General features: G+C 67.5%; 17 protein-coding genes. 9 read left to right on the top strand and 8 right to left on the bottom strand.

Annotated features, from left to right (window positions below):
* Positions 1–122: 122 nt before the first annotated feature.
* The 3 genes from ABGB05_RS35295 to ABGB05_RS35285 are packed head-to-tail and all read right to left on the bottom strand — an operon-like array spanning position 123 to position 1,188.
* A complete protein-coding gene (locus ABGB05_RS35295) occupies positions 123–602 on the bottom strand; it encodes a hypothetical protein (protein WP_347658337.1) in 480 nt (159 codons plus the stop codon).
* Positions 599–781: a hypothetical protein gene (locus ABGB05_RS35290; protein ID WP_347658336.1), complete on the bottom strand. Its 183-nt coding sequence runs from the start codon at positions 779–781 to the stop codon at positions 599–601. The genes ABGB05_RS35295 and ABGB05_RS35290 overlap by 4 nt, the downstream gene beginning before the upstream one ends.
* Positions 778–1,188 carry a hypothetical protein gene (locus tag ABGB05_RS35285; RefSeq protein ID WP_347658335.1) on the bottom strand — a complete coding sequence of 137 codons (411 nt, stop codon included), beginning with the start codon at positions 1,186–1,188 and terminating at the stop codon, positions 778–780. The genes ABGB05_RS35290 and ABGB05_RS35285 overlap by 4 nt, the downstream gene beginning before the upstream one ends.
* 349 nt (positions 1,189–1,537) lie before the next feature.
* Here ABGB05_RS35285 and ABGB05_RS35280 point away from each other — a divergent pair, with 349 nt between their 5' ends.
* Together ABGB05_RS35280 and ABGB05_RS35275 are read left to right on the top strand one after the other, a co-directional pair.
* Positions 1,538–2,293, top strand: coding sequence for a PHB depolymerase family esterase (locus tag ABGB05_RS35280; RefSeq protein ID WP_347658334.1), 756 nt, complete (start codon positions 1,538–1,540; stop codon positions 2,291–2,293).
* A 389-nt stretch (positions 2,294–2,682) separates the two neighbouring features.
* On the top strand, positions 2,683–3,561 hold the full coding sequence (locus ABGB05_RS35275; RefSeq protein ID WP_347658333.1) for a hypothetical protein: 879 nt from the start codon (positions 2,683–2,685) through the stop codon (positions 3,559–3,561).
* Between the two features lie 32 nt (positions 3,562–3,593).
* Here the strand turns inward: ABGB05_RS35275 and ABGB05_RS35270 are convergent, their stop codons facing one another.
* Positions 3,594–4,550, bottom strand: coding sequence for an SEC-C domain-containing protein (locus ABGB05_RS35270; RefSeq protein ID WP_347658332.1), 957 nt, complete (start codon positions 4,548–4,550; stop codon positions 3,594–3,596).
* A gap of 182 nt (positions 4,551–4,732) precedes the next feature.
* Here ABGB05_RS35270 and ABGB05_RS35265 point away from each other — a divergent pair, with 182 nt between their 5' ends.
* Positions 4,733–5,125: a hypothetical protein gene (locus ABGB05_RS35265; RefSeq protein WP_347658331.1), complete on the top strand. Its 393-nt coding sequence runs from the start codon at positions 4,733–4,735 to the stop codon at positions 5,123–5,125.
* Between the two features lie 454 nt (positions 5,126–5,579).
* The gene (locus ABGB05_RS35260) at positions 5,580–6,269 is read left to right on the top strand and encodes a GDSL-type esterase/lipase family protein (RefSeq protein WP_347658330.1); all 690 of its coding nucleotides are present in this window, start codon (positions 5,580–5,582) and stop codon (positions 6,267–6,269) included.
* A 58-nt stretch (positions 6,270–6,327) separates the two neighbouring features.
* On the opposite strand, the gene ABGB05_RS35255 is transcribed toward ABGB05_RS35260, so the two are convergent.
* Genes ABGB05_RS35255 through ABGB05_RS35245 form a run of 3 tightly spaced genes read right to left on the bottom strand, consistent with a single transcriptional unit; the run spans position 6,328 to position 9,037 of the window.
* Entirely contained in the window at positions 6,328–8,505 is a 2,178-nt protein-coding gene (locus ABGB05_RS35255; protein WP_347658329.1) for a hypothetical protein, read from the bottom strand.
* Positions 8,502–8,756: a hypothetical protein gene (locus ABGB05_RS35250; RefSeq protein ID WP_347658328.1), complete on the bottom strand. Its 255-nt coding sequence runs from the start codon at positions 8,754–8,756 to the stop codon at positions 8,502–8,504. The genes ABGB05_RS35255 and ABGB05_RS35250 overlap by 4 nt, the downstream gene beginning before the upstream one ends.
* Positions 8,756–9,037: a DivIVA domain-containing protein gene (locus ABGB05_RS35245; protein ID WP_347658338.1), complete on the bottom strand. Its 282-nt coding sequence runs from the start codon at positions 9,035–9,037 to the stop codon at positions 8,756–8,758. The genes ABGB05_RS35250 and ABGB05_RS35245 overlap by 1 nt, the downstream gene beginning before the upstream one ends.
* Before the next feature lie 413 nt (positions 9,038–9,450).
* On the opposite strand from ABGB05_RS35245, the gene ABGB05_RS35240 reads away from it, so the two are divergent.
* The 5 genes from ABGB05_RS35240 (at position 9,451) to ABGB05_RS35220 (ending at position 11,314) form a co-directional block, all read left to right on the top strand.
* Complete coding sequence (locus ABGB05_RS35240) at positions 9,451–9,669, top strand: winged helix-turn-helix domain-containing protein (RefSeq protein ID WP_331215938.1); 219 nt, start codon at positions 9,451–9,453, stop codon at positions 9,667–9,669.
* 156 nt (positions 9,670–9,825) lie between these two features.
* Entirely contained in the window at positions 9,826–9,960 is a 135-nt protein-coding gene (locus ABGB05_RS35235; RefSeq protein WP_347658327.1) for a hypothetical protein, read from the top strand.
* Positions 9,961–9,973: 13 nt separating this feature from the next.
* A complete protein-coding gene (locus ABGB05_RS35230; protein ID WP_347658326.1) occupies positions 9,974–10,234 on the top strand; it encodes a hypothetical protein in 261 nt (86 codons plus the stop codon).
* Positions 10,235–10,242: 8 nt separating this feature from the next.
* The gene (locus ABGB05_RS35225) at positions 10,243–10,977 is read left to right on the top strand and encodes a hypothetical protein (RefSeq protein WP_347658325.1); all 735 of its coding nucleotides are present in this window, start codon (positions 10,243–10,245) and stop codon (positions 10,975–10,977) included.
* Positions 10,978–11,131: 154 nt separating this feature from the next.
* Positions 11,132–11,314: a hypothetical protein gene (locus ABGB05_RS35220; protein WP_347658324.1), complete on the top strand. Its 183-nt coding sequence runs from the start codon at positions 11,132–11,134 to the stop codon at positions 11,312–11,314.
* Between the two features lie 86 nt (positions 11,315–11,400).
* Here ABGB05_RS35220 and ABGB05_RS35215 read toward each other — a convergent pair whose 3' ends face one another.
* A complete protein-coding gene (locus tag ABGB05_RS35215; RefSeq protein ID WP_347658323.1) occupies positions 11,401–12,375 on the bottom strand; it encodes a hypothetical protein in 975 nt (324 codons plus the stop codon).
* Positions 12,376–12,387 lie beyond the last annotated feature (12 nt).

Genomic DNA, 12,387 nt, shown 5'->3' with positions numbered 1-12,387 from the left:
GCGTGCACAACGACGACCCGAAGCCGTTCGTGTGGACCGCCACCGCCGAATCGATCCTGGCCAAGGTCCGACGTGGACGAGTAGCCCTCCAACAAGCGACTACTCAAAACTGAGACAGAACACTAGCTGTAGGGATCCGCGGTCTTCGGGGTCCAGCCCCACGCACGACCGTCAATGCTGGGCAGTGCGTCGACTGGTGAGTTGGAGTTGCGGCCGACACCGTCGAGCGAGCTCTCATGCTTGGCGAGCAGCGCGACACGGGGTCTCGCCATCGACAGGTAGGTGATGACTCCGGAGGCGAGTCCGCCGATCAACCCGAGCAACGACACGATGATGTTGCCGGCTCCGACCAGGCTCACCACGCTCAGAATCAGGCCGACGGCGGTCAGCACCGCACCCACCATCTCCAGCCAGGTGAGTTCGATACCGTCCGCCACCATCACGAGAGCGGCACCGACGATCGGGAGGCTGTCGGCCTCCTGGTGCAGCGCCGCTCTGACCTCGCCGAGGTAGCGTTCGTACGCCTCGCTCGCGCTGCCCTGCCAACGGTTTTCAACCGTACGGAGAAACTCGTCCACCAACTGCTCGGCATGGACGTTCACGCCGGTGAGGTTGGCGAGGAGGTAGGACTCGTGCCCCACACCTCGGTTGCGGCACGCCGGAATTCGTCCGTGTCGACAAACTGCTGAAAGTCCTTGAGCATCTTGATCGGATCGTCGACGCCGACCAGTCGGGCGACTCCGCTGAGGACGTAGGCCGCCTCCGGGATTGCGAGAGTCATCGGCCGACCGCCCCGGTCCGGCCGGCAGCGCCCCGGTCACTGCTGTCGTACTCGTCAGCCGCCTCACCGAGCAGGCGACCGGCTTCCCTGATCGCGTCCCGGATGCGGCGCAGTCGCCACTCCGTCCCAGACTGCGCATCCCCATAGGCATCTCTGAAGGCTCGAAGTTCCTCGGCCATCAAGTGAAGCCAGCCGGTACGACTGCTGAATGCGTCGATCGGGATCGTCGCCGGCCCTCCGATGGAAAACCGCTCCTGTAGCGGCTTGAGTTCCTCTGCGACCTGATCCAGGTGGACCGCATACTTCCGCAGGACGTCCGTATCAGTGACAAATGCCTCTGGCTTCGCCGTCTCGGGCCCCTCCCCCGCTATCCCACACCCGACGATAGTAGTCAATTTATAGATCATCTGGGCTCCCGATTCTCAGCCTGTCTCACGCCTCAACCCTTGGCTGGTCGGAAAGATCGTCGCCGCGGGCAGGGCCGCTGCAGGCCGGGCCTGCCGCGATCCGGGAGTGGCCGTTGGCAGCCAGGCAGGCGGCATGTGCCGTACGCGCAAGGGGTTGACCCGTTGAAGATCGAACCCGACGATGGGTGCCCGACCACAGAGAGGCGCTGAAATGCGACGGGTGGCAATGTGGTTCGTGTCGATGGCTCTGCTTTCGGGAGCCGTTGCGTGCGGGGGCGGTGAGCCGGAAACCTCCGGCTCGTCCGCCAGCCCGTCCGCGGCGGCGGTCCCGGGGCCGGGGCAGCACGAGTTGACGTTGGACCATGGCGGCGTTACCCGCAGATACCGGGTACACGCACCGCCGAGTTACCGGGCGGACCAGCCGACGCCGCTGGTGATAGCCCTGCACCAGTACCCCGGCAGCGGCCAGGGCCTGAGCCAGGCGATCGGCCTGGACGAGGTGGCCGCCCGGGAGAATTTCCTGGTCGCCTACCCGGACGGCGTCAACCGCGGCTTCAACGCACTGGTCTGCTGCGGCACGGCCGACGACGTCGGCTTCCTGTCGGCGCTGACCGAGCACATGGTCACGACCTGGCGGGTCGACCCGGACCGGGTCTTTCTGACCGGCATCTCCAACGGCGGCGACCTGAGCTTCCGGGCGGCGGTGGAGGCCACCGGACGGTTCGCCGCGATCGGGGTGGCCAGCGGCGGCTTCATCGGCGAGCGCGCGGCCGCGGCCGACTACGCGCCCAAGAGTCCGGTCTCGGTGATCACGTTCATCGGCGGCCGGGACGGGTACGCCGACGATTTCAAGGACGGAATCCAGGCCTGGCAGAAGCGGCTCAAGTGCCGCCCGGTGCAGCCGGCGCCGGCCGCGCCCAGCGCGTCGATCTCACTCAGCCGGGCACGGTGTGGCGATGGCAGCGACGTCGAGGTCTACGAGGTGGCGGAGATGGGGCATGCCTGGCCCGGCGCCCGCAGTGGCAGCATCGCGGCGCCCGACGCCGGGATCATGGCCACCGAGCTGATCTGGCAGTTCTTCGCCGCGCATCCCCGACAGCGCTGACCCGTCGCCGATCGGCCCGATCACAAGGCGTCAGGCGCGGGGCAACGCCACGTGCGGGTCCGTGTTAGGACTGTTCCGTGAACCGGACTGCATACCGACTCGCCGTGGTACTCGTCGCGATGGCAATGGTCAGCGCGCCTCAGCCGGCTATGGCTGACAGCGCCACGGCGACGGTGTACGCCGGCACCGGCGAGCCGGGCTACTCCGGTGATGGCGGCCCCGCCGTTGCCGCAGCGCTGAACAGGCCGGGCGGGATTACGGTCGGGCCGGACGGAGTCGTTTATGTGGCTGACACGGAGAACTGGGTCGTCAGGGCGATATCCACGGACGGCGTGATCCGTACGGTCGCGGGCCGGGGACGGTCAGAAGCGAACACACCGGAAACACCGGTGCGGGCGAACGCTGCCGTCCCCGGATCCGGGGTCACCCTGCGCTACCCGCTCAGTGTGGATGTCGACGCGGCCGGCACCGTCTATATCGGAGACAACGGGAACGCTCGCATCCTCTCGCTGTCGCAGGGTGGCGATGTCACCCTGGTGGCGGGAGGTAACGGCGCCGGGTTCTCCGGCGACGGTGGGCCGGCGGTCGAGGCGCGGCTTCGGGACGTCGCCGGCATCGACGTCGAAAGCGACGGCGCCCTGGTCTTCGGCGACCTGCGGAACTACCGGATTCGACGCGTCGACGCCAACGGCCTCATCAACACCGTCATCGGCAGTGGTGACGTCGGACTGGTGGCGGGGGGTGAGGCCGGGGCGTTCACCTTCCCCTACGCACCGATCTCCACGGCGGCCGGCCCTGCCGGGGACCGGTGGGTGGCGAGCACCCTGCTGTATGCCCTGTCCGGCTCGCGGATGCGCGCGGTGGTCCGGGACGGTGACGGCCGCTGGTCCTACTCCGAGTCGCAGAGCGCCTCGATCCCTACCGGCGCCTGGCTGGGCAACCTCTACGTGGCCGCCACCAAGAACGCGGTCTACCTGTCGGCCGACGACGGGCTGTACCGGCTGTATCCGGACGGCGGCGTGGAGACCCTGATCGCCAATCCGCCGTTCGTCGGTCCCCTGACCATGCTGGACGACAAAACCGGCTACCTGACAGATCCTCGGCTGAACAAGGTGTACCGGCTGGATCTTCCGGGGCTGTCTGACGCGGATCCGATCGGCGGTGGTGAGTGGTGGCGGCAGTGGTGGGCGCTGGCGATCGCGGTCGGGCTCACGATCGCCGTGGCGCTCGTGGTGACGGTGGTCGCGGCACGCCGCCGCAGGTCATAGCCGAGTCGCTCGGCGCAAGCTTCCTTGGGCGGTCAGGATGCCCGGCCGCAACACTTCTTGTACTTCGTCCCTGATCCGCACCAGCAGGAGGCGTTGCGCGGCGGCGGCCAGGCGATCACGTCCTGCCCGGTGATCGTTTTGCTGTACCGGCTCTTCACCGCCGAGTCGAGCGGTGACTCTCCGAGCCGCTCCGCGAACTCGCAGAGCCCCGCCACGGTAGCGGGAACCACCCGGATCGACGGCACGCCCTGGGCGGCCAGCCCTCGCCAGCGGCGCTCGGTCGCCGTGTAGTACTCCTCGTCGGTTGCGTCGTAGGCGTCCGGCCACCGCCGGCATGCCTCGGCCCGCTCCGCGCGCTGGAAGACCAACATCCGGACCTGGCGCGGCACCCGGCCGGACGCCACCGCGTCGCTCACGTCGGCTACGTCGAAGACGTTGTCCCGTGGGTCGGGCGGGCCCAGGGTACGGTCTCTTTGCCGGTTGGCACCGACAACGATTTCGTCCGTCGCGTCCGGTGGCAGTCCCAGCTGTTGCCGGACCTGCATGCGCCCACGGAGCGTGATCAGCGACGGCCACAGCCAGCCGTCCGGTCCCCCCAGCTTCGCCAGCTCATCGGCGGACAGCCGGGCGACCGTGCGGTCGTACCACCGTAGTGCTCCTTCGAGATCCTCACGCTCGGCGAGCAACTCGGCGGCCAGGGCGCAGTGTCCGTCGTGCAGGGCGGCGTCGTGGGCCAGCCGGTCCAGCTCGGCGTACGCCTCATCGGCAGCGTCCTCGGCGAACCGGTCCTCGGCGAGCTGCAGCCGGGCGTAACAGCCGTCCTCGCCACCGTCGACGATCAGCCGCCGCAGCGCGGCGTCCGCCCGATCCGGCCGACCCGCCTCGCGCCACGCCCTGGCCGCCTCCAGCAGGATCTCGCCACGCTCGTCTGGATATTCCTCCGCCTCGGCCTCAAGCGCCTCGGCCTCATTCATCGCACGCAGAGCCACGCCGACGAACCTACCCCTGTCGCCCGCCTAGCAAGCGCACGCCACGTCCGTCCGGTCGTCAGGCGCGGGAACGCGATGGTTTCGGCTTTGCCGGGACAGACCAGCCCAGACCCGGAAGCCAGAGCGTGCAGAGCGGGTGTGGTTGGCCGCGAAGCCGCTCCGGGCGTACTAGCGTCAGGGGCGTGACGAGTCCTGGTGCGAGGTACGAGCCGCTGACGGTGGCGCGGCTCGGCGCCCTGTTTGTCGGAGCCGACGAGACGCAACGCTGGCGGTTGGTGGCGGAGTTCCTCGAGGAGTACCGCTGGGAACCGCCGGAGAAGCGTGGTGGTCTGCTGGACGAGGAGCCCGCCCCAACCGGTGACGAACACTGGGATGTGTTCCTCGCGGCGTTGACAGAGCACCTGGCGGCAAAGGACGGGCGTGGCGCACCGTCATGGGTTGAGACACGCTCGCTGCGGCGGTTCTGGTTCCCGTTCAACACCCGTGCGGCGCGGGTCGACGCGGTGGTCCACGCCCCGGCGGCGTTCCGACGACGTGGGGTGTTTGTCGCAGCTCAGGAGTTGAACGTCGCGTGAGCGCTGACGATCCGCTGTTGGACCGTGCCGCGATCGAGGAAGCCTTCCGGCGGCTCGGCAATCGACTACAGAGGCGAGGCGTGGTCGCTGACCTCTATGTCTTCGGTGGAGCGGCCATGCCCTGGCCTATGAGGCACGCCGGGCGACGGCTCGTCCCGGGCGTGACCCGTCGGAGAGGATCGGTCACCACCGCTCGGCGAATCCGCCGAGTTCGTCGAGTTCTTGACGGGTCATACCCGTCAAGAGGGCAACAGACGCGGTGACCGAGCCATCGAGCTGCCGGAGCGTACGGCGGACTTCCGCCTGTAGTTCCGAGCGATGATCCTCGACGTACTCGCATGGCGACCTTGGATCAACAGCGGTGGGGGTTGAACGGTGATCACCATATGGCTGGGCGGTCAGCGGCCAAGGAATCAGATTGTCATGCGGCCCACTGCATAGATATGCTCGGGGCATGATGATGCCGCCACCGGAGGAGCCCGGCGCGACGGGCTCGCGGTGCGACCTGCGGGTGTGCTTCTTCGGTGACTCGTTCACGGCGGGGGTTGGCGATCCGTCCGGTGTGGGCTGGGTGGGGCACGTGGCCGCTGCCGCCCGTGCGCAAGGCCATGATCTGACCGTCTACAACATGGGGGTTCGCCGGGACACATCCCTGGACGTGGCCCAACGTTGGCTTCCTGAAGCCCGTGTCCGCCTCAAGGACGGGCAGGCTTTCGGGGTCGTGTTCGCGTTGGGGACCAACGACGTGGACATGCAGCTCGGCCAGGTTCGTGTCCCGCCGGGCCGATCGCTCGCGCTGCTTGCCGCGATGCTCGATGACGCCCACGCCGCACGGTGGCACACGCTTGTCGTTGGGCCGCCGCCGGTGCTGGACCGGCAGGCAAGCAAACGGGCTGCCGATCTCGCCGCCGCGATGGCGCAGGTGTGCACCACCCGAAGCGTGCCGTTCGTCGATGTCACGGCGCTCTCAGCGGACCCGGTCTGGAGCCAGGAGATCGCTGCGGGTGATGCCTATCATCCGTTCGCGGCTGGTTATGCCCGCCTCGCCGCCCTGGTAGAGCCGGTTCTCCTGCGGTGGCTGGCCGGCATGCCAGCCGACCTGATGAAACCAACTGACCCACCACAATCGATCCCAAGGTCGTAAGGCCGGGTCGACTCGCCTGGTGAGCGATGGCTGGGTGCCCACCCAGCTGAGTCAACTGTCAGAGGCCGAGGGCGCCGACGGCGGCGGGGAGGGTGGGTGCGGTGGCGAGTTGGCGTACGCAGTCGCGGTCGCGGAGCCACACCTGGCAGGTCGTACCGGTGTAGTGGACGGCGACGGGCTGCCCGGCGTGGTGGCGGGCGAGCCGGCGGAGGAACGGTACGGGGTCGTCGACCTCGATCGGGGTCGGGGTCTGCGGCACCGGGATCGACTGTTCCGGGTCGGCGGGGACGTTGCCGGCGATGGCGAGGTCGAGGTAGTCGAGGCAGAAGGCGGTCGCGGCCTCGGGGGTGGGTCGGCCCGGCGGGTCGGCCGGGGCGGGTTCCCGGCCGGGACAGTCGATGGTGACGTCCCAGCTCTCCCCCTGGACGAGTCGGAGGTCTCCGGCGTTCGGCGCGTGGTCGACAACCGTGACGGTGATCCCCAGCCGCAGCCCGAGGACGAGCCGGACAACGTCGGCCAGCGGCGGTACGTCGGGTCGGCGGGCCAGCAGGAACAATCGGGCACCGGGCCGGCTCCGGGCGGCGTGCGTGACGTACTCGGTGAGCGGGTCGGCGCCGAGGTGGTGCAGGGTGACGGTGCCGTACCGCAGATCCTGGTCGAGCTGTCCGCGGCCGTCGAGTTCGACCAGGTCTTCGGGGCGGATGTCGAAGGTGTCGGCCCAGCCGCCGAGCCGGAACTGCCCGGGGAGCTGGTGCAGGGGTTTGCCGCCGGGGTGGGTCGCCACGTGCGGCGCCGGCACCTGTTCGCCGGAGCGCCACAGCTCCTCCCCCGCTGGCCGGGCCTGGCCGGCAGCCTTGTCGAGGCGCCAGAGGCGTACGCCGGTCCGCCAGCCGGGGCCGCCGGCCGACCAGGTCAGGTGGACAACCCGGCCGGCCAGGTCGGTGATCGTGACCGTCACGTCCCGGTGGATCCGCCGGGTGCCGCCGCAGGTGAAGCAGCGCATCAGTGACGGGCTGCGGCCGGAGCCGGCGCAGCGGACACAGTCGGGGTCGGCGCGGTCGCCGAAGAGTCGACAGTCGCAGTGCTGGAGTCGGCTGTTCGGGTCGCAGTCGGGGCAATCGACGTACTCGATGGGTGGGCCCAGCCACGACGGGGCCGGCGGCTGCCAACCGCGCCGCAGCAGGGTGGTGTGCCGGCTGAGGATCTGGCCGGTCGACTGCTCGCTGAGGGTTTCGAGGGTGCCGGCGTCCCGGAGGCTGGTGTGCCACCAGCCGCCGTCGCGCCAGATCGCCTGGGCGCCGGGGTTCTCGGCGCCGGTGGTGAGGTCGACGCAGTCGGCGAGGATCCGCCGTTCGAGCTGGTCGAGGTCGATGGTCGGCGGTTCGGCCGGCGGTGGTCCGCTGGGGGTCAACTGGTGGGCGGCGACGGTCCGGCCGAGTTCGTCCAGGCCGTAGCAGGCGTCAGCATCGCTGGTGGTGGTGATCGCGGTGGCGAGGTCGGCGGCGTAACCCCGGGGCTCGGCCGGGACCGGCCCGCCTGGCAGCTCGTAGCGGAGCGCCCAGGTCAGGCCGGCGCCGTACGGTTGCCGCCGGACCTCCACCACCAGGTCGAGGCAGAGCAGGTCGGCGAGCCGGCACCGTCGGCCGAGGTCGGCGGCCGGGTCGGGCGGCGGCGGGACGGCGGTACGACCAAGATAGAGCCGCCACGCGTCGCTGCTCTGCCACGCGATCGCCTGCGCTTCCAGCACCTTCCGATGCGACGCGGAGTGCTCGGGTCGCCAGCCGGGCGGCAGCGGGATCAGCGGCCCGTCCGTCGAGTGGGGCTCTCGGACGTCGGTCCACGAGCCGGCGCCGACGGTGGCGGCCAGCTCGTGCAGCAGCGGCGCGAGCGGCAGACACCAGCTTTTGTCGCCGTCGTCGAGCCACGGCTCCGGTCGCACCACCCCGGGTACGACGCTCGCCGAGGCGACCGCCCCGGTGTCAATGTTGACCATGGTGAGGACACGCTGGGCGCGACGCCGCCCGGTCTGCCCGCAGTCGTGACAGGGCCGGCCGACGGTGCCGACCCCGTCACATTCGAGACAGTCGTGGTAGGGCTCCCCCGGCTGCCAGTCGTCGGCGCTGACCAGCAGCCGGTTGCCACCGTAGGTGCAGGAGCAGCGCACCAGGGTGAAGGAGAGCCCGTCACACGAGCGGCACAACACCACGTGCGGCCCGGCCGGTACCGTCCCGGTCACCGGACCACCTCCACGCTCGCGCACGGCACGTCGTGCTCGGCGCGGAGCACGCAGCGCCGACCGCCGCCGAGCAGCCGGTCGCAGAAGAGCCGGGACTGCACGCCCTGGGCGTCCTCGGCGGAGACGGTCGCCTCGGCCGCGTCGACCTGCGGCAACCGGTCGAGGGTCCGGGCCAGCGTCCGCCCGAGCTGCCGGGCCGCGTCCAGGTCCGGCGCGGTGAAGGGCACGTGTACGACGTACCGCTCGGCCATCAGCGCCCCGCCAGCTCGTGGGCGTTCGGCGCGTGCCGCGACTGCCAGCGGCGCAACGCGTCCTTGATCCGGGCATTCTGCTCGCGCAGGCTCGCCACCTCGGTGTACGCCCGCGCCAGGTCCCCGGCCACCTGGTCGAGGAACACCGTCACCTCGCCCGGGTCGACTCCCCGCCGCCCGAACCGGACCGGGGTGAACCGGCGCGTCCGCACCTGCGACGGCCACAACGGCCGGTACGCCGCCGACCGGTACGACGTCGGCCGGGGCTCCGGCCCGAGCAGCCGCTGTAACGGCTCCCGATCCCGCCCGAACACCCGGCGGAGCAGAGTACGCACAACCTCACCAACCCTTCGACAACGTGCAGGACATGGACGGGTGGCCCCGGCCCGACCGAGGGGCGTGCTCCGAACCAGGGCCACCCCGCCCCACCACCGCAGCCCTTCAGCGGCCGTACGGCAGCAGGGCGTGACCAGGGGCCGGGACGGCCAACGCGTACGAGCCGACCGCCCCGACCGGGAGGTGCGAGCGCTCCGAGGTTGGAGACCGAGGAGTGCAACGCGCTGCCCAACCTAGGGCTACTTCTACGCTTAAGTCAAGAAGCACTTAAGCGCTGAAGTGAAACTTGCAGGTACCGACTACTTGCAGTCACAAGTGGGGGCGTGATCTCATGGTGGGTGGAGACCGAGGAGTACACATGCCTGCACCGAAGTGGGAGCGCCTTGCGGACCACATCCGCCAACAGATCAAGTCGGGAGACCTGAAGCCCGGCGACAAACTGCCGTCAACTGCGCAGCTCAAGGCAGAGCACAACGTCTCTGACTCCGTCATCCGCTACGCGATGCACGCCCTACGCACCGAAGGACTCGTCGAGAGCACCCAGGGCCTCGGGGTCTTCGTAGCCGAGCCCAAGTAGCTTTGCTCAATCACATGCCCCGCGAAGGGCAATCGAGGATGCGACCTTCCTCTATCCTTCTTTCGCAGACGGTGACCACATGACCACCAAGGCATGGGGCTGGCGCGGTCTGTGGTGGACCGCATCCGACGGCGGCCGGTGATCGGGGAGGACGGCATGGCCAGCATCGAGGAAGTGAAGGCGGCCCTCATGCAGGCCGCCGAGCGCGGTAAGCAGCACCTCACCGAGGCCGGCGTCCTCATCCAAGGCAGCACCACCGCCGCCCGTGAATACGTGAGCATCCTCGGTTAGCCCGGGTGGCTCGGTGAACGTCAACGAGGTCAAAAGCACGATCCGCGAAGGCAACCAAGCCGCCAAGGAGGCTGCGAACACCCTCCACCAGGCCGGCACGGAAGCAGCCGCCGCAGAGCAGCTCGCCCGCGTCACGATCCACGACAGCCAGGACGAGGATGCGCAGGCTGGGCTGAAGATTCTCGAAGGCTTCGACCGTGAGGTCGATTTAGCGATGCGCCGCGTCGACGCTGCCGTCGAGCACGCAAACGCCTACCTTGCGGCGCTCGGATGAACGCGCCCATGCAGGAGGTGGTGGCTCAACTCCTCCACGTACGTGAACGGCTCGCCGCCGCAACGGTCACCTCGATGAGAGCCAAGGCTGATGCCGACCACGCCCACCAGCGGTACGCCGAGGCGGCTCAGGGCACCGAGCATCCACAGATAAGAGAAGCCCTCACCAACATGCGGACGGCCAGCGAGAAGGCGGCCAAGACAGCCCGCCTGCTGACCGAGGCACGCGCCCGCTTCACCACCTACCTGAACAGGATCGCCCCCGGATCCGCATCCGAGTCGGACGTCTCTGATGCCGAGATGCCATCGGGCGAGCAGTTGCTGGGTGAAGCCGAGCGCCGTGGAGACAGCGCCTCCGGCATCGGCGCGTTCCTGAGCAGGACGAGCCGCAATATCGAGAACATTCAGGACACCGGCAAGACTGCCACGGAGGTAGCACAGAACACGATCAAGGTGATCAAGGATGTCGTCAAACCTCCAGGCGCACAGACAGCAGGCACGGCGGCGAGACCGCCCAGTCAACCGCCGCTGATCCAGAGGATCGATGTACCGGAAGCGGTAGGAAACTTCCTCGTTCTGGGGTTGATCGCGGGCATCACTGTCCATAAGTCAATCAGACTGGCACGCAGAAGCATAGAAAGGTTCCGTTCACGTGGAAACAAGGAAAGAGACCAGCGAACTGATCCGGGCGATAGCGAAGAGCGATTGGGACCAGGCCGACCGCCTACTGGAGCGACTGGATGAGATCGGATGGGCTGGCGGGTCTCAGGTCATCAGCGCGGCTTTCGCTCTCGCCGTTGACCGGAGGTTCCGAGGCAAGAATCTCCAAGACATCGCCCGGTTTGTCTCGGACACTCGCGCACGGTACCAGGACGGCTCCGAGCTTCCCGCCCTCGCCATGGAGGGGATGATCCGTGCCGTACTCGGCGAGGCGCACCTTGTGGACGACATCGCTCCCGACGTCGCCTTCTCTGCACAGATCGCGATTCTCGGCACACTGCTGCATGACGAGAACATGACCGATTCACGGCTTGACGGATTCATCCAGCAGGCAGAGAAGACTGCAGCAGAATACACGTAAAAGGGAAAGCGGGCTCAGAATAAAAGCTGCACCCATAGCGAGCCAAGGATCTCCAAAACATCAGCGAGCGAACCTCAGCCACTCTCCTATATCGAAAGTCGAAAATCCTCTATCTTTTGACGGATCAGCAAATCCGGCTCCCCCGAAGCGTCTTTCGACTCCAACATCTGCTTCACGTCATCATCATCAAGGATAAGGATCATTTTGTTATATACAGTCCATTGCTCGCGGCGCGTAACAAGCGCCGAGTTATCTGCCCCCTTCCGAGTAACAATGAGACCGAAGTGGCCCGGCCCATGTAGAGACAAGTAATTCGCGAGCTGGAGTACCTCGGGTTTCTTAATCCCGTCCGTGTAGTTCTTGGCGTCTACCACAACATGATCGGCACCGTATCGTACACGCAAAAATGCCCAGAACCCGCTAATAGCATAATTCGGCAGGATGAAGTCTCGGCGATTCGTCTCCGCCTCGTTAGTGCGCTCCCCAATCGGCGCCGACAGCGGGGGGCAAAACAGATGATCCAGGATCTCCCCGCAAAGTTTCTGGTAAGCCGACCAATCCGCCCGCCCCGGCGGGATGCGCTCCAACCTCCACCCCAGCGCTTGAGCATGGCTAGGCGACTTAGGCTTCACCCCACCCTTGATGAAACGAATTGCCTCATCTTCCATCCCGACTGCAGCCGCAGACGCCAGTATCCACTTGCGATCCCAGACGTCAATTCCAGAACGCCGAAGAGCCTCAAGGTTGCTCACAGAGAGGGAGCCAGGTATCGCCAATACCAAATTTACCCTCACGGGTGACGCACCAGCGCGCAGACGTTCACCAAGTCTAGATAACTGGTGGGCCACCATATTCACCCTGGATAGCGTTTGGGGCGCCGCTCGTTTTACCTCAACGATCGTGTATTCGCCGCGGCGATCGAGGATAAGGTCAATGCCGTCAACATTAGCCATAATACGACTATCGGGGTACCGCGCATTAAGCAGACTTCGCAAAAAGTAGATGAAATCCGCCTCCTTGAAATCCCCTTCATCGCCCGATTCAATGAGTGTCGTCACCACAGAGGCCAGCTT

The organism is Plantactinospora sp. B5E13 (genome assembly GCF_039871775.1).
Taxonomy (GTDB): Bacteria; Actinomycetota; Actinomycetes; order Mycobacteriales; family Micromonosporaceae; genus Plantactinospora.
Note: the sequence above shows the minus strand (reverse complement) of the source record. Positions and strands in the feature narration are given on the sequence as shown.